This window comes from Ramlibacter sp. (genome assembly GCA_019635435.1).
In the GTDB taxonomy this organism is placed as follows: domain Bacteria; phylum Pseudomonadota; class Gammaproteobacteria; order Burkholderiales; family Burkholderiaceae_C; genus JAHBZM01.
Map to the genome: position 1 here is coordinate 1598761 of JAHBZM010000001.1, position 19378 is coordinate 1618138.

21 protein-coding genes are annotated in these 19378 nt (G+C 68.1%); 9 read left to right on the forward strand and 12 right to left on the reverse strand.

The genetic code is table 11. The features are described from left to right. Window positions 1–80: 80 nt before the first annotated feature. The 5 genes from KF796_07680 to hemA all read right to left on the reverse strand — a co-directional run bounded on the left by KF796_07680 (window position 81) and on the right by hemA (window position 4925). Entirely contained in the window at window positions 81–1088 is a 1008-nt protein-coding gene (locus KF796_07680; GenBank protein ID MBX3586508.1) for an AAA family ATPase, read from the reverse strand. A 111-nt stretch (window positions 1089–1199) separates the two neighbouring features. Beyond that, entirely contained in the window at window positions 1200–1526 is a 327-nt protein-coding gene (grxD, locus tag KF796_07685; protein ID MBX3586509.1) for a Grx4 family monothiol glutaredoxin, read from the reverse strand. Window positions 1527–1549: 23 nt separating this feature from the next. Beyond that, on the reverse strand, window positions 1550–2386 hold the full coding sequence (gene prmC, locus KF796_07690; protein ID MBX3586510.1) for a peptide chain release factor N(5)-glutamine methyltransferase: 837 nt from the start codon (window positions 2384–2386) through the stop codon (window positions 1550–1552). Between the two features lie 50 nt (window positions 2387–2436). After that, window positions 2437–3522, reverse strand: coding sequence for a peptide chain release factor 1 (prfA, locus tag KF796_07695; GenBank protein MBX3586511.1), 1086 nt, complete (start codon window positions 3520–3522; stop codon window positions 2437–2439). 131 nt (window positions 3523–3653) lie between these two features. After that, complete coding sequence (gene hemA, locus KF796_07700) at window positions 3654–4925, reverse strand: glutamyl-tRNA reductase (protein ID MBX3586512.1); 1272 nt, start codon at window positions 4923–4925, stop codon at window positions 3654–3656. Window positions 4926–5012: 87 nt separating this feature from the next. Between hemA and KF796_07705 the strand changes: the two genes are divergently transcribed. Genes KF796_07705 through queF form a run of 5 tightly spaced genes read left to right on the forward strand, consistent with a single transcriptional unit; the run spans window position 5013 to window position 8693 of the window. After that, window positions 5013–5288 carry a hypothetical protein gene (locus KF796_07705; GenBank protein MBX3586513.1) on the forward strand — a complete coding sequence of 92 codons (276 nt, stop codon included), beginning with the start codon at window positions 5013–5015 and terminating at the stop codon, window positions 5286–5288. A gap of 11 nt (window positions 5289–5299) precedes the next feature. After that, complete coding sequence (yaaA, locus tag KF796_07710; GenBank protein ID MBX3586514.1) at window positions 5300–6076, forward strand: peroxide stress protein YaaA; 777 nt, start codon at window positions 5300–5302, stop codon at window positions 6074–6076. Then, window positions 6073–6906, forward strand: a complete 834-nt coding sequence (locus KF796_07715) for a 2OG-Fe(II) oxygenase (GenBank protein MBX3586515.1) — start codon at window positions 6073–6075, stop codon at window positions 6904–6906. Before yaaA ends, KF796_07715 begins: the two co-directional genes overlap by 4 nt. A gap of 39 nt (window positions 6907–6945) precedes the next feature. Next, window positions 6946–7842 (forward strand): alpha/beta fold hydrolase, encoded by an 897-nt coding sequence (locus KF796_07720; GenBank protein ID MBX3586516.1) that lies wholly within the window; start codon window positions 6946–6948, stop codon window positions 7840–7842. Continuing rightward, on the forward strand, window positions 7839–8693 hold the full coding sequence (queF, locus tag KF796_07725; protein MBX3586517.1) for an NADPH-dependent 7-cyano-7-deazaguanine reductase QueF: 855 nt from the start codon (window positions 7839–7841) through the stop codon (window positions 8691–8693). The genes KF796_07720 and queF overlap by 4 nt, the downstream gene beginning before the upstream one ends. 412 nt (window positions 8694–9105) lie before the next feature. On the opposite strand, the gene KF796_07730 is transcribed toward queF, so the two are convergent. Then, on the reverse strand, window positions 9106–9942 hold the full coding sequence (locus tag KF796_07730) for an enoyl-CoA hydratase/isomerase family protein (GenBank protein MBX3586518.1): 837 nt from the start codon (window positions 9940–9942) through the stop codon (window positions 9106–9108). Between the two features lie 172 nt (window positions 9943–10114). On the opposite strand from KF796_07730, the gene KF796_07735 reads away from it, so the two are divergent. Next, on the forward strand, window positions 10115–10459 hold the full coding sequence (locus tag KF796_07735; GenBank protein ID MBX3586519.1) for a hypothetical protein: 345 nt from the start codon (window positions 10115–10117) through the stop codon (window positions 10457–10459). 9 nt (window positions 10460–10468) lie between these two features. Here the strand turns inward: KF796_07735 and KF796_07740 are convergent, their stop codons facing one another. Genes KF796_07740 through KF796_07760 form a run of 5 tightly spaced genes read right to left on the reverse strand, consistent with a single transcriptional unit; the run spans window position 10469 to window position 13905 of the window. Next, window positions 10469–11224: an anti-sigma factor gene (locus tag KF796_07740; protein MBX3586520.1), complete on the reverse strand. Its 756-nt coding sequence runs from the start codon at window positions 11222–11224 to the stop codon at window positions 10469–10471. Continuing rightward, window positions 11221–11817 carry a sigma-70 family RNA polymerase sigma factor gene (locus KF796_07745; protein ID MBX3586521.1) on the reverse strand — a complete coding sequence of 199 codons (597 nt, stop codon included), beginning with the start codon at window positions 11815–11817 and terminating at the stop codon, window positions 11221–11223. The genes KF796_07740 and KF796_07745 overlap by 4 nt, the downstream gene beginning before the upstream one ends. 45 nt (window positions 11818–11862) lie before the next feature. Further along, window positions 11863–12486, reverse strand: a complete 624-nt coding sequence (locus KF796_07750) for a plastocyanin (GenBank protein ID MBX3586522.1) — start codon at window positions 12484–12486, stop codon at window positions 11863–11865. Between the two features lie 26 nt (window positions 12487–12512). After that, window positions 12513–12947, reverse strand: a complete 435-nt coding sequence (locus KF796_07755; protein ID MBX3586523.1) for a group 1 truncated hemoglobin — start codon at window positions 12945–12947, stop codon at window positions 12513–12515. Between the two features lie 25 nt (window positions 12948–12972). Then, the gene (locus tag KF796_07760; protein MBX3586524.1) at window positions 12973–13905 is read right to left on the reverse strand and encodes a DUF3034 family protein; all 933 of its coding nucleotides are present in this window, start codon (window positions 13903–13905) and stop codon (window positions 12973–12975) included. 190 nt (window positions 13906–14095) lie between these two features. Here KF796_07760 and KF796_07765 point away from each other — a divergent pair, with 190 nt between their 5' ends. Together KF796_07765 and KF796_07770 are read left to right on the forward strand one after the other, a co-directional pair. Next, a complete protein-coding gene (locus KF796_07765; GenBank protein ID MBX3586525.1) occupies window positions 14096–14527 on the forward strand; it encodes a c-type cytochrome in 432 nt (143 codons plus the stop codon). 92 nt (window positions 14528–14619) lie between these two features. Beyond that, on the forward strand, window positions 14620–15420 hold the full coding sequence (locus tag KF796_07770) for a hypothetical protein (GenBank protein ID MBX3586526.1): 801 nt from the start codon (window positions 14620–14622) through the stop codon (window positions 15418–15420). Between the two features lie 21 nt (window positions 15421–15441). Here KF796_07770 and KF796_07775 read toward each other — a convergent pair whose 3' ends face one another. Continuing rightward, window positions 15442–17559: a TonB-dependent receptor gene (locus KF796_07775; GenBank protein ID MBX3586527.1), complete on the reverse strand. Its 2118-nt coding sequence runs from the start codon at window positions 17557–17559 to the stop codon at window positions 15442–15444. Between the two features lie 204 nt (window positions 17560–17763). Between KF796_07775 and KF796_07780 the strand changes: the two genes are divergently transcribed. Further along, window positions 17764–19374, forward strand: coding sequence for a DUF4331 domain-containing protein (locus tag KF796_07780; GenBank protein MBX3586528.1), 1611 nt, complete (start codon window positions 17764–17766; stop codon window positions 19372–19374). The last annotated feature ends 4 nt before the right edge of the window (window positions 19375–19378 follow it).

The following is a 19378-nucleotide window of genomic DNA, read 5'->3' on the forward strand; positions in this document are numbered from 1 at the left end:
AAGTGTAGCGGGGCCCTGCCGTGGCGGGCCGCGTTGCTGCCGAGTCCGCCGACTTGCCCCGACGGGCCGCGTGGGCGGCGCTACTGCATGAAGCCGATGCGGTTTTTCTGCGCGCCGGGGCGGGGCAGGTCGTCGGGCTGGACCTCGTCGCGGCCATCCAGCCGCGCATTGCCAAAGCCGGTCATGAGCGCGCGGCGCATGTCGCGCGGGGCCAGTTCGGCCAGGCTGTCGAGCACATCGGCCTGCGGCTCGGGCGCGAACCGTTCGCCCCAGCCGTGCTCGGACCGGATGGACTGGTAGAGCTGGCGCGCGATGCGCCGCGCCGCCTCGGGGTTGGGCGGCTGCACCTCGTACACATTCATGCGGTTGAGGATGGGCTCGGGGATGGCGCGGCCGTCGTTGGCGGTGAGGATCCAGATCACCTGGCTCGCGTCAATCGCCACCTCGGCGAATTCGTCCATGAAGTCCAGCGCGCTGTCGTGCTCCAGCAGGCCATACAGCGCGCCCAGGGGGTCGTACTGGGCGTCGGCGCTGGCCTTGTCGACTTCATCGACCACCATCACGGGGTTGGCGTACTGGCCGTCGACCAGCGCTTCAAACACCTTGCCGGGCTTGGCGCCTTTCCATTGCGACGACGAGCCCGACAGCAGCCAGCCCGCGGTCATGGAGCTCATGGGCACGAGGTTCATGCCGGTGCCCAGCAGCGCGGCGAGCTGGCGTGCAAAGTGGGTCTTGCCAATGCCGGGCGGCCCCAGCAGCAGCATGGGCGTGACCACCAGGCCGTCGCGGCTGTCCTGGCTCAGCGCCACATGGCGCTTGACGTCGTCCAGTGGCTCCGTGAAGTTGGGCAGCTGGTCGTACAGCGCGGCCATGTCGGGCACGCCGCTGGGCTTGACCTGGAAGCGGTCGGGGCCGCGCTCGAGCATGCGCTCGTAGGTGCTGCGCAGGGACTCGTATTCACGCTGGTTGCCGGCATCATTGATCTTGGCCAGCTTGCGCTCCACATCCTGCGTGCGGAACACGCTGCGCACCTTGGCGATGGGCAGCTGGAAGGAAGAAGACTGTGGAACGAGACTGCGGGATTCCATCGATCACTCCTTGCGAAGAACACGGGTTCATTCCAGCATAAGCCGTGCCAGTGTTCAATCGGGAGTGAGGGCACTGTCGGTGATGCGCGACAGTGCCGGGGCTGGCGCAGCTCAGCCCGGCTGGCCGCCCAGCACCTGCTGCAGTTCGCCGTTCTCGTACATCTCCATCATGATGTCCGAGCCGCCGACGAATTCGCCCTTGACGTAGAGCTGCGGGATGGTGGGCCAGTTGCTGTATTCCTTGATGCCCTGGCGGATCTCGGGGTCGTCCAGCACGTTGACCGTGGTCACGGCCCGGGTGTCCACGCCACAGGCCTTGAGGATCTGGATGGCGCGGCCCGAGAAGCCGCACATGGGAAAGCTGGCGTTGCCCTTCATGAACAGCACGATGTCGCTGTTCTTGACGAGTTGGTCGATGCGTTGCTGGGTGTCGCTCATGGTGGTGTCCTTCAATCGTCCAATTATCCCTTTTCAGGCCATTGCGCGCCTGAACAGCGCTCAATGCCCGCGAGGTCCTTGCGGCTGGCCACCGCCGTGAAGCCCTGCCGCGCCAGCAGGTCGCGCACGGCACCGGCCTGGTCGTGGCCATGCTCCAGCAGCAGCCAGCCGCCGGGGGCCAGGCAGGCCGGCGCCTGGGCCACGATGGCGCGCAGGTCATCCAGCCCGTCGGGGCCCGAGGCCAGTGCCTGCAGCGGCTCGTGGCGCAGCGCGGCCAGGTGCGGGTCGGCGCTGGCCACGTAGGGCGGGTTGGAAACGATCAGGTCATAGGGTCCGGGCCGGCCCCGCAACCAGTGGCCGGCCGCGAAATCCACGGCCAGCGCCAGCCGCTGCGCGTTGGCGCGCGCCACGGCCAGCGCATCGGCGCTGGCATCCAGCGCGCTCACGGCCCAGCGCGGGCGTTGCGACTTGAGCGCCAGTGCAATGGCGCCGCTGCCCGTGCCCAGGTCGATCACGCGGGCCGCGTCGGGCAAGCCGGGCAGGGCCAGCGCCCATTCGACCAGGGTCTCGGTGTCGGACCGCGGGTCAAGCACGCGCGCGTCCACCTGCAGCCGCAGGCCAAAAAATTCCCGCCTTCCCGTGAGATAAGCCACAGGCTCGCCCTCGGCGCGCCGCCGGCAAAGCGCCTCGAACGCCTGGGCGGCAGGGCCCGGGAGGGTGTCTGCGTCATGGGCCAGCAGCCAGGCGCGGTCCTGGCTGTCGCGCCCCAGCGCGTGCAGCAGCAGGATCTGCGCGTCCAGCCGGTCCAGCCCGCCGGAGGCGGCGTCGCGCCAGGCGCTGGCAATGGTTTTGCTATTCATTTGCTAGCACGAAGTGGCCGCCCCGTCTGGACTCCAGGCATTTTGGAGCCTCAAGCGGCGCTGAATTCGAGTTCTTCAAGCTGTTCGGCCTTGCGCGCCAGCAGCAGCGCGTCGATCACCTCGTCCAGCTCGCCCTCCATGATGAAGGCCAGCTTGTACAGCGTGAGGTTGATGCGGTGGTCGGTCAACCGGCCCTGCGGGAAGTTGTAGGTGCGGATGCGGTCGCTGCGGTCACCGCTGCCGATCAGGCCCTTGCGCGTGGCGGCCTCTTTGGCGGCGCGCTCGCTGCGCTCCTTTTCCTGGATGCGGGCCTGCAGCACCTGCAGCGCCTTGGCCTTGTTGCGGTGCTGGCTGCGGTCGTCCTGGCATTCGGCCACGATGCCGGTGGGCAGGTGGGTCACGCGCACGGCCGAGTCGGTCTTGTTGATGTGCTGGCCGCCCGCGCCGCTGGCGCGGTAGGTGTCAATGCGCAGGTCGGCGGGGTTGATCTGCACGGCCGTGGCCTCGTCGGGCTCGGGCAGGGCGGCCACGGTGCAGGCGCTGGTGTGGATGCGGCCCTGGGTCTCGGTGGCGGGCACGCGCTGCACGCGGTGGCCGCCGGACTCGAACTTGAGCTTGCCGTAGCAGGCATCGCCCACCACGCGGATCACCACTTCCTTGTAGCCGCCGACCTCGCCCACGCTCTCGCTCACCACCTCGCAGCGCCAGCCCTGGCGCTCGGCGTAGCGCGTGTACATGCGCAGCAGGTCGCCCGCGAACAGCGCCGACTCGTCGCCGCCGGTGCCGGCGCGGATTTCCAGAAAGGTGTTGCGCACATCGTCCGGGTCCTTGGGCAGCAGCAGCCGCTGCAGCTCGTCTTCCAGGCTGATCAGCTCGGCTTCGGCGCTGGCAATTTCCTCTTGCGCCATCTCGGCCATGTCGGGGTCGTCCAGCATTTCGCGGGCGCCGGCCAGGTCGGCCTCGCGCTGCAGGAAGGCCTTGAAGCGGCCCGCCACCTCGCTGACCTCGGCGTGCTCGCGCGTGAGCGCGCGAAAGCGCGTCATGTCGTTGACCACCTCGGGCTGCTGGAGGAAGAAATCGAGCTCCTGCAGGCGCACGGGGTAGCGGTCGAGTTGCTGGCGGAGAAAGGGTTTCATGGGGGTCTTTGGGGGCAAGGCTTCCTGGCTTGCTGGCTCGGGATTCTGGGGCTGAGGCTTCGACAAGCTCAGCCCGAACGGAAAGGAGCAGGCGAACGGCGGCCCGTTCGTCCTGAGCTTGTCGAAGGCCGCTAACGCTCTTTGCGCAAAAAGAAATGCTGGATCGCCGAGGTCGCGCGCTCGCGCGCCTGGCTGTCGCCCGCGTGCAGTTCGGCCAGCGCGCCGTGCAGCATTTTTTGCGTGAGGCCCCGGGACAGGGCCTCCATCACCGCGTCCACGTCGTCGCCGCGGGCCAGCAGCTTGCGCGCGCGGGCCAGCTCGGCGGCGCGCCACTGGTCGGCCTGGGCGTTGAGCTGCTGGATCAGGGGCACCACGCCCGTGACCGGGTCGCGCTGGTCCATCCAGTGCATGAAGCTTTGCACGCCGGCGTCAATGATGGCCTCGGCCTGGGCCACGGCAGCCTGGCGGCTGGCCTGCCCGGTCTGCACCACGCCGGCCAGGTCGTCCACGGTGTACAGGTACACGTCCTCGAGTGCCTTGACCTCGGGCTCGATGTCGCGCGGCACGGCCAGGTCGACCATGAACATGGGCCGGTGCTTGCGCCGCCGCACCGCGCGCTCGACCGCGCCCAGGCCAATGATGGGCAGCGTGCTCGCGGTGCAGCTCACCACGGCGTCAAACTCGTGCAGGCGCTCGGGCAGCTCGCTCAGGCGCATCACCTCGCCGCCAAAACGGCTGGCCAGCTTCTCGCCGCGCTCCAGCGTGCGGTTGGCAATGGCGATGGCCTTGGGGTTCTTGGCCGCAAAGTGCGTGGCGGCCAGCTCGATCATTTCGCCCGCGCCCACGAACAGCACGCGGATCTGGCCCAGGTCTTCAAACAGCTGGCCCGCCAGCCGCACCGCGGCCGCCGCCATGCTGATGGAGTGCGCGCCAATCTCGGTGGAGGTGCGCACTTCCTTGGCCACCGCGAACGAGCGCTGGAACAGCTGGTTCAGCGTGGTGCCCAGCGCGCCGGCCTCGTTGGCCGCCCGCACCGCGTCCTTCATCTGGCCCAGGATCTGCGGTTCGCCGAGCACCATGGAGTCCAGCCCGCTGGCCACGCGGAAGGCGTGGCGCGCGGCGTAGCCGTCTTCGAGGGTGTAGGCATGCGAGCGCAGCAGGCTGGGCGAGACCCCGCCCGAATGGGCCAGCCAGTCCAGCGTGTGGTCCAGTTCCTGGCGCTCGCCGGCGCAGTACACCTCGGTGCGGTTGCAGGTGGACAGGATGGCGGCTTCGGGCCGGCGGGCGAGTGATTCGCGCAGGCCCTTGAGCGTGGGTTCGATCTGGTCGACGGCAAACGCAAAGCGACCGCGCAGGTCCAGCGGCGCGGTAGTGTGGTTGATGCCCAGGGCCCAGACTGCCATTGTTCGTGAGGTATTTGTCCCCGATTATAAAATTTGCGGCTGGCTGGGCGCTTGCGCCAGCTCAATCGCCCTCAAACGGGAGTTTTCATGGGACCGCTGGACCTGCTGCTTCATCTGCTGAATTTCCTGGCGCCCGCGCTGGGCGTGGCCCTGCTGCTGACAGGGCTGGCCCGCCTGATCATGAAGAAACAGGCCGCAGCGCCCGCCTGGTATGCACAGACGGCTATCAACTTTGTAGCGGGCCTGGTGGCGCTTGCCGCTGGCCTGGCGGTTTTCGGGCGTGACGGCAAGATGGCCACCTATGCCGTGCTGGTGCTGGCCTGCGCCGCCAGCCAGTGGCTGGCCGGGCGCCACTGGCGATAATCGTTGCACCTATGCTGTTTCTGCTGTCTCCCGCCAAAGCCCTCGATTTCGACACCCCCGCCGGCCACCTGCCGCACACGCAGCCGCAGTTCGTGCCCCAGTCCACCCGCCTGATCGAGGTGCTGCGCAAGAAAACACCGCGCCAGATCGCCACGCTGATGAGCCTGAGCGACACGCTGTCGGAACTCAATGTGGCGCGTTACCAGGCCTGGACGCCGGAGTTCACCCAGACCAATGCCAAGCAGGCCGCGCTCGCGTTTGATGGCGATGTGTATGGCGGGCTCGACGCCAAAACCCTCAAGCCCGCGCAGCTGGACTGGGCGCAGCAGCATCTGTGCATCCTCAGCGGCCTGTATGGCGTGTTGCGGCCGCTGGACCTGATGCAGCCCTACCGGCTCGAAATGGGCACGCGGCTGGCCCTGGGCAAGACCAGGAACCTCTACCAGTTCTGGGGGCCGCGGATTGCCGAACACCTGAATGAGCGGTTGGCCGCCGACCGCACGCCGGTGGTGATCAACCTCGCCTCGCAGGAGTATTTCAAGGCGGTGGACCGCAAGACGCTGCGCGGCCGCGTGGTGGACTGCGTGTTCGAGGAGTGGAAGAACGGGCAGTACAAGGTCATCAGCTTCATGGCCAAGCGCGCGCGCGGCCTGATGGCGCGCTACGCCATCCAGCACCAGGCGGGCACGCCGCGCAAGCTCGAGGGCTTCAACCTCGAGGGCTATGGCTTTGATGCGGCGGGCTCGCAGCCCGACCGCCTGGTGTTCCGGCGAAAGGCAGTGGCATGAGCAGCAACCAGACCATCACCCCCGAACTGCGCCAGTGGATCGTGGAGCAGGCCCAGGCCGGCTTCCCGCCCGAGGTGGTCCTGAAGTCCATGGTGGCTTCGGGCTGGAACGAGGACGTGGCCATCACGGCGCTGGAAAGCACGCTGCAGGCGCATCTGCAGAACCAGGGCCGGGTGCCGGTGCCGAGCCCGGCCATCAACGATTCGCCGCTGTATGTGGAGGCCGGCGACCGCCGCGTCCATGTGCTGCAGGTCATGGACGAGCCGCGCGTGGTGGTGTTTGGCAACCTGCTGGCCGACGATGAGTGCGAGGCCCTGATCGAGGCCGCCCGCCCGCGGCTGGCGCGCTCGCTCACCGTGGCCGTCAAGACCGGCGGCGAGGAGCTCAACGACGACCGCACCAGCAACGGCATGTTTTTCCAGCGCGGCGAGAACGAGCTGATCCGGCGCATCGAGGAGCGCATTGCCGCGCTGGTGAACTGGCCCATGGAAAACGGCGAGGGCCTGCAGGTGCTGTACTACCGCCCCGGCGCCGAATACAAGCCGCACTACGACTACTTTGACCCGCACGAGCCCGGCACGCCCACCATCCTCAAGCGCGGCGGCCAGCGCGTGGCCACGCTGGTGATGTACCTGGGCGAGCCCGAGAAGGGCGGCGGCACCATCTTCCCCGACGTGAAGCTCGAGGTCGCGCCCAAGCGCGGCAACGCGGTGTTTTTCAGCTACGACCGGGCCGACCCGAGCACCCGCACCCTGCATGGCGGTGCCCCGGTGATTGCCGGCGAGAAGTGGGTGGCCACCAAGTGGCTGCGCGAGCGACGTTTTGAATAAAAAAGGCCTGGAGTCCAGGCAGGACGGGTACCTTCAGCTATGAAAATAAGAGCAAACGGGATTCAGATCGAGGTCGAGGACACGGGCGCCGACGGCACCCAGGCCGACCGCCCGGTGGTGCTGCTCATCATGGGCCTGGGCATGCAGCTGGTGGCCTGGCCGCCCGCGCTGGTCGATGCCCTGGTGGCCGCGGGCTTTCGCGTGATCCGCCATGACAACCGCGACATCGGCCTGAGCCAGCACTTTGACCACCTGGGCACGCCCAACATCGTGTGGGAGTCGATCAAGCTCAAGATGGGCTTCACGCCCAGGGCGCCTTACCAGCTGCAGGACATGGCGCTGGACGCCGTTGGCGTGCTCGACGCGCTGGGCGTGCCCCAGGCCCATGTGGTGGGCGTGAGCATGGGCGGCATGATCGCGCAGCGCGTGGCGTTGGCCGTGCCCGACCGCGTGCTCAGCCTGACCAGCATCATGAGCTCCAGCGGCGCGCGCGGCCTGCCCGAGGCCCAGCCCAAGGTGCTGCGCGCGCTGCTGAGCCGGCCGGCCGGCAACAGCCGCGAGGCCATCATCGACCACTACATCAAGCTGTTCCGCGTGATCGGCAGCCCGGGCTTCCCGCTGGACGAGGCGCTCACGCGCGAGCGCATTGCGCTGGGCATTGCGCGCAACCACCACCCGGTGGGCACGCTGCGCCAGATGCTGGCCATTGGCGCCGACACCGGCCGGCGCGCCAACGAGCTGGGCCGCATCCGGTCGCGCACGCTGGTGCTGCACGGCAAGGACGACCCGCTGGTGCCTTACCCCTGCGGCGAAGACACGGCGCGGCGCATCCCGGGCGCGCAGCTGGTGGGCATTCCCGGCATGGGCCACGACCTGCCACCGGGCGTGGTCGAGCGCCTGCTGGCCCCGATGATTCCGCACCTGCAGGCCGCATGAGCACGCCCAACACGCCCGAGGGCTCGCAGCTGGGCAAGCCCGCGCCCTACATCGACCAGTACGACGCGACGCTGCTGTTCCCGATCCCGCGCCAGCCCAAGCGCGACGAGATCGGCCTGCGCGGCACGCTGCCCTTTGCCGGCGCCGACCTGTGGACGGCGTTCGAGCTGAGCTGGCTCAACGCGCGCGGCAAGCCGCAGGTGGCCCTGGCCCACATCACCGTGCCGTGCGAGTCGGTCAACATCATCGAGAGCAAGTCGTTCAAGCTGTACCTCAACAGCTTCACCAACACCCGCTTTGCCACGGCTGACGAAGTGCGCGAGCGCCTGCGCACCGACCTGACAGAGGCCGCCTGGCGCGGCGCCGTGGTCATGTCGTCGGTGGGGGTCAAGCTGCTGCTGCCCGAGCTGTTTGACCGCGAGCCGGTGCACGAGATGGACGGTCTGAGCCTGGACCGGCTGGACATTGAATGCACCCAGTACACCCCCGCGCCCGAGCTGCTGCGCGCCGAGCACGACGAAGCGCCGGTCACCGAAGTGCTGACCAGCAACCTGCTCAAGAGCAACTGCCTGGTGACCGGCCAGCCCGACTGGGGCAGCGTGCGCATCAGCTACAGCGGTCCGCAGATCAACCAGGAAGGCCTGCTGCAGTACCTGGTGAGTTTTCGCAACCACAACGAGTTCCATGAGCAATGCGTGGAACGCATCTACATGGACATCTGGACGCGCTGCCAGCCGGTCAAGCTCGCCGTGTACGCGCGCTACACCCGCCGCGGCGGGCTGGACATCAACCCTTTTCGCACCAGCCACCCGCAGGCGCTGCCTGCCAACGTGCGCACGGCGCGGCAGTAGGTCTGTCGCGCGCCCCACGCTTCAGGTCGCGCATGCATGCTGCCCGCCGGCACCTGGGCGCCTGGGCAGGCCGCGCGGCCCACAGCCGCAGCCCCTTCGGGGAAGCGCCCGCGCTTCGCGCCTGCGGCTGAATCAGGCCTCGCGGCCTGCCCAGGCGCCCAGGTGCGGGAAGGATCGTGTGAGCGCGTTCGCGCAAAGCCTGCTGGTGGGGTGTGGCCCTTGAGCCACCGATCAAGAGTCCCGGGCGCGAAGCACGGAAAAACTGCCGTGCGATGGCTGCGCGCTGCAAGCGTCAAACCCGATGGGACTGGGCCCGCAGTTTTGAGTACTGCAGCGGCTCACCCGAAGGGGCCGGGGCTCTGGTGGCACAAGGGCCACACCCCGCCAGCAGGCGTTCCAGGCAACCGCAGAGCTACCCCGCCAGATCCTTGAAGGACGCCAGCTCGGGCAGCGCAGTGAACGTACCAGCGCGCTTTTCCTTCATGGCCGTGACCGCCTCGCGCACATGCGCGTTGCTCCAGATCGCGCCCTGCACCCAGCCCATCTGCTTGAGACTGTCTTCCACCGAGTGGTCGCGCGTGTAGTGGATGACCTGCTTGGTGCCCCAGATCGCCACGGGCGGCTTGGCGGCAATCTCCCTGGCGCACTGCAGCGCGGCGGCCAGCATGGCCTCGGGCGTGTCAAACACCTCGTTGACCAGGCCATAGCCCAGGGCCTTGTGCGCGGGCAGGCGGCGACCGGTGTAGGCCAGCTCCTTGACCACGCCCAGCGGCACCAGCTTGGGCAGGCGCTGCAGCGTGCCCACGTCGGCCACCATGCCGATGTTGATCTCCTGGATGCAGAAGAAGGCGTCGGCCGTCGCATAGCGGATGCAGCAGGCGGTGACCATGTCCACCGCGCCGCCAATGCAGCCGCCCTGGATGGCCGCGATCACCGGGATGCGCAGGGTCTCGAGCTTGGTGAACGTGCCCTGCATGTCGGTCAGCAGGTCGTAGATGGCGGCGCGGCCTTCGGGCGTCTGGTCGTCCATGGTGATGGCGCCGCCAAACGTCTGCAGCGACATGCCGGCGCTGAAATGCTTGCCCGTGGAACTGATGACCAGCGCGCGGGCCTTGCCCTCCTTGTGCAAGGTGGTCAGCACCTCGTCCAGCTCGCGCCAGAACCTGGGGTGCATGGTGTTCATGGCCTCGGGCCGGTTCAGCACCAGGTGGGCAATGTGGTCGGTGGTGGTGAGTTCAAAGCATGTCATGCGGGTCTCCTGCTGCGGCCACTATAGCCAGCGCCTGCCCCGCGGCAACCGCCTGGGTGACAGCGCCGCGGGCGCCGGACATGGGTGTAAATACTGATACTTCTGTCAGCAAAATGACAGCCTCGCCGCGCAAAGTTGCGGCCATTACAAGGACGTCGTCAGGAGTTTTCAAATGGGTCTGGCCAATGATGCTTCGACCGGGGCCGACATGGCGCCGCGCTATTACCGGCTCACGCCCCGGGGCAAGGTCCGGGCCGCGAGCCCGGCGGATTCACCCACCATGGGGCTCATGTCTCCTTACCTGCACGATGTGCTGCAGATGTGCGGCGCGGGGATCTGGATCGACGAGTTGCGCCAGTTCATGCCGCCGCGTTCGCTGCGCGTGTCGATTGACTCGCTGCTGGTGCTGGGCCTGATCGAATGCCTTGAGGCCGACAAGGCCCCCGCGCGGCCCCGCGTCCGTTCCGGCGCGCGCACGCCGCCGCTGCGCACCTTTGACCGTCTGGCCACGGCCTGAGCCGCGCCCTCACCAGAGCTTGGCGCAGTTGCCGCTGAACACCGGCGTGCCGGGTGCGGCGGGAGACGCGGACGTCTCCTGCGTGACCAGCAGTTTCGTCACCTTGGACAGCAGCTTTTCCGACGTGTCGGGCAGGCGCGACACGGCGCTGCCGCTGGCGGGCACGTCGCCCAGCACAAACGCCGGTCCCTGGGCGGGCACGGCCCACAGCACGAGCCGGCCCTCGGCGGGCGGGGTGATGGGGCCAATGACCTTGACGGTCATGGTGCGCCCGTGGCGCAGCGAGCTCACCAGCAGCTTGCCATTGCCCTGCGCGTCGGTGAGCAGGCCCACATAGCTTTGCGGCAGCCGCTCGCCGGAGCGCAGCGCCACCTGATCGGCGCTGATGAACAGCGTGGGCATGCTCACCAGCAGCGCCAGGGCCAGCGCGGCGCCCGCGGCCATGCCGCCCAGGCCCCAGCCCGCGGGTTGCCACCAGGCAGACCCCGCGGACCGGACGCCGGGCGCGGCTGCCGTGCTGGAGGGGGCCGCGAGCGCAGGGCGCGTGCGCGCCTCGATGGCGGCCCACAGCCTGGGAGGGGCGGGGTGGGCTGGAACGGACTGGGCCAGCGCGCCCAGGCGCTGCTCCCACTGGGTCACGGCCAGCCGCAGGTCCACGCGGTCGCGCAGCAGGCGCTCAAAGCGCCGGCGCGCGCCGCTGCCCAGCGTGCCCAGCACGTAGGCGGCCGCCAGATGGTCGACCAGGTCGGGTCCGGCGTATTTCATGGGGCCACCCCGCGCGCGGCCAGGCAGGTCTTGAGCTTGTCCAGGCCGCGGCGGATCCACGCCTTGACCGAGCCCAGTGGCGCGCCCATCTGCTGGGCCACCTCGGTGTGCGACAGGCCCTGGTAGTAAGCCAGCGCCAGGCTCTGGCGGTGGCTGCCGTCCAGCGCCTCGAGGCAGGCGCCGATGTGCAGTGCATGGCTGGCCTGGGCCAGCAGATCCAGCGCGCTGGGGGCCGCCGCGGCGCCGGCATCGTCGTCGCCGGTGGCCACATCGGGTTCGGGCAGCGCCGACTCGGCGCGGCGCGTGCGCTGGCGCAGCGCGTCCAGGGCCTTGTTGCGCACGATGGCCATCAGCCAGGTCATGGGCTGCACGGCCTGGCCGCCGACTTCGCTGCGGTAGCTGGCGGCATTTTTCCAGACACTGACAAAAGCTTCCTGCAACACGTCCTCCGCGGCTTGCTCGCGCTTCAACATACGAAGGGCGATGCCAAACAGATGCGCGTTGGTGCGCTCGTAAACCCGTGCAAACGCACGGTGGTCACCACGCGCGGTGGCGGCGATCAGATCCTGCAGGCTCTCGGTGTCCGGGGTCATGCGCCGCAGTATAGGGGCGCTGGATGGGCAGCCGTGGCCACGGCCCTAGCGCCGCCGGCGCGGCACCACCTGCAGCTGCGCGGTGAAACGCGCCGGCGTGGCGCCCACCGTGACCGCCTGCAGCGGCAGGTCGATCAACTGGTCCGCCTGCCAGACGCGGATCTGCGCCGGGCCGTCGGGCACGTCCTCGAATACAGCCTGGCCCTCGGGCGTGGTGCGCTGGGCCCAGGGGGAGTCGGTCACGTACATGTGGCCGCGCATGGAACCGTGGATGTGGCAACCCAGCAGCACGGCGCCGGCCTTGTCGGTGGTGATCTCGGCGGTTTTGGCCGGCTTGCCGTCGGGCTTGCCATCCAGCCGCAGTTCAAAACCGCCGCCAGTGCTGGAGAACTGCGCCAGCCCGGCAGCCGAGCCGCGCACATGGTGTTCCCACGGGTCCTTGTTGGCAAAGGTCACGCGCGCGCCCACCGGCACCAGGCTCACGGCCGGGATGAAGCGCATTTTTTCCTGGTCGATGGTGACGGCCATGGGCAGCGCGACCTTGGGCTGGCCCTTGGCGCTGGTGCTGACCACCACCACGGCGTCCTGGACCGGCTTGCCTTCCTTGTCCACCACGGTGACCGAGACCACGCCGGCGCGGGCCAGCGTGGCCAGGGCGAATGACGCCATCAAAAGGGCTGCGAATCGCATGGGGCTTACCTCACCGTGATGGTGTCGCGGTGCATGGGCGCGAGCCGGGCCAGCAACTGGTTCTGGGCGCTGAAGGGAATGCCCTGGGCGTCCATGGTCTGCTGCAGCACTTCGACGAGCGCGTTGAAGTCGGACTTCTTGATGTCAAGATTGGCGTGGGCCGACTTCATGTCGGCGCCCTTGTACTCGCAGGGGCCGCCCATGACCTTGCAGAACTGGTCCACCAACTGCTCCTTGACGCGCTGCTGGTTGGCTGGCTTGAAGTGCGGCCCGGTGCGCGGGTCGGCCAGCAGGCGGACCATGAAATCGTCCATCAGCCGGACCAGGCCGGGCTTTTCGCCAAAGGTCTTGTACAGCGGGTCGTTGAGGGCGGTCTGCGCGAAGGCGGTGCCCGCGAGCGAGGCCAGGGCCAGGGTCAGGGCCATCAGGGTTTTTTTCATGTCGAATCCTTGGTGCATGGAAGGGTCAGAACGCCACTTGCGCCGACAGGTAGGCGCCTTTTTGCTTGCGGTTGCCGGTGATGCCGGGCACCACGCGGCCCAGGTCCACATAGGCCAGCGTCAGCGACAGGTGCTTGCTGGGCGCCCAGGCAATGAAGATGTCCTTCCAGTCGTCCTCGCGCAGCGCATCACCCAGACCGGCCGCGCGGCCCAGGGCCTCGAGGTTGTTGGGCTTGAAGCGGTATTCGGCGCCAATCGCCACGTTCCTGCTGAGCAGGTAAGCCACCGAGAACTCGGGCTGCAGGCTGTAGCTGTTGCGGCCCGGCGCGCCCGAGCCAAAGCCCAGCAGGCCGTTCTGGTTGGCCTTGGTGTAGCGCAGCGTGCCGTTGACCAGCACGCCCTGCGCGAGGAACAGCTTGGTGGCGCTCACATACAGGTCGGTGCCGCTGGTCCTGGTGCCCAGGAAGTTGAGCACCGAACCGATCGAGCCCGGGCGGGTGTGCTTGAACTCCAGGCCCACGGCAATCTGCGGCATCAGCGTGTCGCTGTCCAGCACGGCATCGCCGGCCACCCGGACCTTGACACCGACCACGTCCATCTTGATGTGTTGGCCCGGCGTCACGCCAAAGGGCGCGATGCCGTTGAGCGCCAGGGCCGGCGAGGCGTTGAAGTCCTGGCGGGCCACCGACAGTTCCACCCGGTCCTTGAACCCCAGCGCGGCGCCATAGGCCGTGAGGCCGTAGTCCTGCGTGTGGGTGCGCGTGAGGTGGGCCGTGGCGCCAATTTCCCCCTCGGTGGCATTGCTGCCGATCACGGCCCACGGGGTCAGGCCGCCGCCGGCCGCGCCGTCAATGCTGCTGACGCCGCCGGTGAGCAGCAGCTTGCCGGTCTCGGCGTGCGCGAAGCCCGCGCACAGGGCCAGCACGGCCCAGGCCGTGGCTTGAAGCTTCAATTTCATGGGGTCACTCCGTCAGACAGGTTGTTGTGTGGGAGGAATACGCGGGGGAGTTACAACTGGATTCAAAAGAACTTTGAGGGCCGGTTTCGGGGAGAAAAGCGAATCCATGCGGCTCCGGCGGCCGTAAGACCCAAGAGAACGCCCCGCCCGCGCCGGGGTGACCCACAACAACAAGCATGAAGGAGGCCCCATGTTGCGTTCGCTTTTGTTCCTTCTGCCGTGGCTGTTCGCCGCCGGGTTGCCCGCGCTGGCCGCAGCCCCGGCCAGCGCTGCGCCGGCCAGCGCTGCGCCGGCCGCGCCCCGGGTCTGGATCACGCCACCGCCGGGCGATGCCGCGCGGGGCAGGGCGCTGTATGAAGCGCGGTGTGTGGCCTGCCACAGCGTGGACAGCCACAAGATCGGGCCCGCGCACCGCGGGGTGCTGGGCCGCCGCGTGGGCAGCGCGCCGGGCTACCGCTACTCGGATGAACTCGCGGCCTCGCGCCTGCGCTGGACGCCGCAAACGCTCAACGCCTGGCTGACCGACCCCGAAGACCTGGTGCCGGGCCAGCGCATGGGCTTTCAGGTGGACGATGCGCAGGAACGCGCGGACCTGATTGCGTGGCTGGCCACGCTCCGGTAGTGGCATCACACGGCCGGAATTTCCTCCATCTGGAGGATGTCTCGAATTCCGTGGCGTGTTAGCTTGTGGCGCTTTGAGGGAGGAACCACGGCGTGACCAAGCTCGTGAATCAGATCAACAACTTTGTGGTGCAGAACCAGGACGGGGCTGAGCTGACGGCTTACAACAGCCTCAACGGCCAGATCGTCAAGGAACACCGCTGGGTGCTGGTATTCAACAAGGTCTTGCTGCCCGATGAATGCTCCATGACGATGTGGGAGACGCAGCAGGTCTTTGGGCAGCACAAGAAGGTCCACACCCTCAGCATTGGCTTCATCAAGGAAATCGCGGGCTGGATCGACACCATGTACATGACGGGGCATGACTACCGGCGGGTGTTGAATGACGTGAATTGGCGCACGCTGTTTCAGAGCGAGCAGCGATCGGTCGACTACATCCATGGTCTGGCGCCGCAGACCCAGATGGAGCAGACGCTGCCCTGCTTTCGCTGCGGCATTGTGCTGCCGGACACCCACATCACCATCGACCACCACAAACCCCAGGGCGGCGGCGGTGATCAGGCTGTGCTCAAGAACCTGCGCAACATGGGCTACAACCTGACCCATGCCCCTGGCATCGGCAGTGTGAGCACGGCTTTTCTCAACGGCCAGTTCAACGCGGTACCGACCAAATCAGGCGGCGTGGTCAACCAGGGTGACGATGAGGGCAAGGCTTGGCGCTACACGCTCACTGATCGTGGCGCCGTTTTTCTGAGCGCGGCCATTGCCGCGTCCAGCGAGCAACGCGTCACGGACCTGTGCATGCACTCCATGCTCAATCTCAAGCCCTATTGCGCCAAGTGCAACATCCAGAAAAGCAACGGCCTCAGCGACCTGCAGTGGATCAACGGCTGAGATTCCTGCCGGCCCCTTGATTCAGAAATGAACCTTCAGCGCCACCCGCGCCGTGCGCGGCAGCGAGGGATGGAAATGGGCCGTGGCCGCAGTGCCGCCCTCGCTGAACGCCGGCTCGCCCGGCAGGCGTGAGGCGTAGGCATAGCCGATGTCGTTGACACGGCGGTTCAACAGGTTGAACACGTCGAGTGACAGCTCCGTCGCGCGGTTGATGCGCCAGGCCGCCTTGACATTGACCAGGGTGCTGGCCGCGCCACGGATCGAGTTGTCCTCGATCAGCGCGCTGGGCCCGAAATGCCGCAGCCGGGCCCCCAGGGTCCAGGGGCCGCTGGCCCAGGTGGCACCGAGCGTGACCACGCGGTCGAGCGCACCGGGGATGCGGTTGCCCGCAGGGTCGGCATCGCGAAAGCGCGGGCGTGACAGCGACACATCGGCGTCGATCTCCCAGGCGCTCGCGGGCCGCCAGTTGGCGGTCAGCTCCAGCCCGGTGCGGCGCGACGGACGCGAGGCCTCGGTGGTGCCGGCGTCGCCGACAAACAGCAGTTCGGAGTCCAGGTTCAGCGCCCACAGCGCCGCGGTGGTCGAGAGCCGCGGCGTCCATTTCTGGCGCGCGCCCACTTCGTAGCCCGTGGCGCGCACCAGGGGCGTGGCCCGGTCCACCGGCGTCACGCCGTCGCGCGGGTCCACGCGGATCACCGCGCCGCGCGCGTCGTTGCTGTGGAATCCGCGCCCCCAGTTGGCGTACAGGTCGGCGCGCTCGTTGACGGTGTAGACCAGCGAGGCCTTGGGGCTGAAGATGGCGGCGTGCGCGCTGCCGCTGTTGGCTGCCACGGAGCTGTCCACGCCGAGCCGGCGCTGGTCCCAGCGCAGGCCGGCGATGCCGCGCAGCTGCGGTGTGAGCTGCACGTCGGACTGGCCCCACAGGCCCAGCGCGCCGATGCGCACGCGGTCATGGCGCACGGTGGCCAGCCGGGTGCGGGCCTGCGTGTCATACAGGCCCACTTCACCGATGCGGTCGCGCCGCAGATCCGTGCCCACGGTCCACACCGATTCCAGCGCGCCCAGCCTGACTGGCACGCTGTGCGATGCCGACAGGCCCAGCGCGGTGCGCCGGTCCACCTGCTCGAACTGGTCCAGCGCGGTGCTGCTGTGGCACTGTGGCGGCAGCGGGTCCGCATCACAGCCCCGCGTGGCATAGGTGAAGTTGGAGAACAGGTCAAAGGTGTAGCGCAGTGCCCAGAGGTTCACGCGGGTCTGGCGCGCCCCCTCGCCGCGGGCCCACTCGGCGGTCACCGCGGTGCGCTGCGTGCGCCCGCCGCCCGTGGGGTCCAGCGAGTCAAAGCGGCCCAGCGTGCCGGCGTCCACCGCGCGCTGCGGGATCTGGTCGGTCGATATCCAGCGTGCCTCGTAATGCGTGACGCCCACCGACCAGCCGTTGCGCTCGGTGCCGCGTGAATAGCGGGCCACCAGGTTGGTCTTGCGCAGATCCTGGGCCACGCTCCAGGGGCCGTCGTCGCGGCCTTGTTCGGCGGCCAGCAACAGGTCGCCTGCACGGGCGCCGCTGCCCGTGCTGAACGAGCCCGCCGCCAGCGCGCGCCGGTAGCGCCCGCCGCCGGCCTCCACCAGGCCGAACGGCGCGGGCAGCTTGCGCAGCGTGCGCAGGCGCGCGGCGCCAGCGGCGGCAAAGTCGCCTTCCTCGGCGTAGTAGGGGCCCTTGCGGTACTGCACCGATTCGACGAGTTCGGGGATCAGGAAATACAGGTCGGTGTAGCCCTGGCCGTGGCCGTGGGTGGGCAGATTGACGGGCACGCCGTCCACGTAGGTGGCGAAGTCGGTGCCGTGGTCCAGGTTGAAGCCGCGCAGGAAATACTGGTTGGCCTTGCCTTCGCCCGCGTGTTGCGTGGCCACGAGCCCGGGCACCGACTCCATCAGGTCGCCGGCACGCAGCAGCGGCCGGGTGCGCAACTGCTTCGCGGTGACGATGCCCTCGCTGGCACTGCCGGCCACGCCCTGCAGGTCGGCGCGGGTGCTGACGACGCTGATTTCGCGCAGTTCACCGGTTGCGTTGTCCTGGGCATGCGCGGGCAGGGCCAGGCAGCAGGCGGCCACTGCGGCGCACAGCGGGGCGAGACGGGGCATCGGGGTTCTCCTCGGCGTGTTCTGGTGATGTGGCCGGGGCCACAGGTCCGGTGTTATACGCGGCGAAGCGGTCCATGGATGCGGGCGTTGTTCTGGTTGCAAATTATTACGTGGCAGACCTGCGCGCTGAATCCAGCGGGCCGTTGCGGGCGTAAGGAGAGGGCGCCTTGCCATTCACAACACCTTTACAAACAGGAGAGCCCCATGCGCGTCAGCAAACTGAGTTTGACCCTTCTGGCGGTCGCCGCGGCCTGTGCCGCGGGCACCAGCCTTGCGTCCAGCCACCGCGAAGCCCCGTTCATCACCACCAGCCCCAAGGCCGATGGCACCGACTTCTACATGTTCCGCAGCTACGAGACCGGCCGCAGCGACTATGTGACGCTGATCGCCAACTACCAGCCGCTGCAGGACGCTTACGGCGGCCCCAACTACTTCAAGATGGACCCGAACGCGCTGTACGAGATCCATGTGGACAACAACGGCGACGCGAAGGAAGACATCACCTTCCAGTTCCGCTTCAACAACACGCTGGCCAATGGCGGCAAGGGCGTGGAGCTGCCGATCGGCACCAAGTCGGTTGCCATCCCGCTGACGCAGGCGGGCGCCGTGGCCAATGTGGCCGACGCCAATCTCAACGTGGCCGAGACCTACACCGTCAATGTGGTGCGCGGTGACCGCCGCAAGGGCACGGTGCAGGCGGTGGCCAAGGTCAGTGGCGCCACCAGCTTCGAGAAGCCGGTGGACTACATCGGCGTCAAGACCCTGGGCAATGCCGGGGCCTACGCCACCTATGCCGGCAAGCACATTCACGACGTGAAGATTCCCGGCTGCCCTGCGGGCAAGGATGTGGGCAAGGTCTTCGTGGGCCAGCGACAGGAAGGCTTTGCGGTCAACCTCGGCCCGATCTTCGACCTGGTCAACGCCACGGCCGCGCAGATCACCAACCCCTCTCTTATCAACGCCTTTGCAGCCAATTCGATCCAGAACAAGAACGTGACCTCGCTGGCGATTGAAGTCCACAAGGACTGCCTGACCGCGGGCACCGACCCGGTGATCGGGGCCTGGACCACGGCCAGCCTGCGCCAGGCGCGCGTGCTGTCGGGTGCCCCGGCCTCAGGCCACCAGACCAGCGAGAAGGCCGGCGGTGCCTGGACCCAGGTGTCGCGCCTGGGCAACCCGCTGGTCAACGAGGTGGTGATTGGCCTGAAGGACAAGGACAAGTTCAACGCCTCCAAGCCCGGCGGCGATGGTCAGTTCCTCGACTACGTGACCAACCCCACGCTGCCGGCCCTGCTGGGCCTGGTGCTGGCCGGTGACACCAAGGCACTGGCACCCACCAACCTGCCGCGCACCGACCTGGCCACCGTGTTCCTGACCGGCATCACCGGCGTGAACAAGCCCGCGAGCGTGACCGCCTCGGAGCAACTGCGGCTGAACACCGCGATCGCTCCCGTGCCCTACGCCGAGCAGAACCGCCTGGGCGTGGCCGGTGAGGTACTCAAGGTTGGTGGATTGGCCAACCTGTCGCAGGCCAAGGACCTCGCAGGCTTTCCGAATGGTCGCCGCCCCAAGGACGACGTGGTCGACATCGCGCTGGTGGCCATGCTCGGTGGCCTGTGCGTGATCAATGGCGACAACGATGGCCTCAAGCTCAACAGCATCCCCGGCGTGGCGGGCGTTACCTCGGCCTGCAAGCCCTCCAGCGTGCCGCTGGGCGCCACCTCGGCCAATGTGCACGATGGCGTGGACCAGGCGGCGGTGCCGTTCCTCACGAGCTTTCCGTACCTCAACACCCCCAACGCAGGTTCGCAGTAAGCGG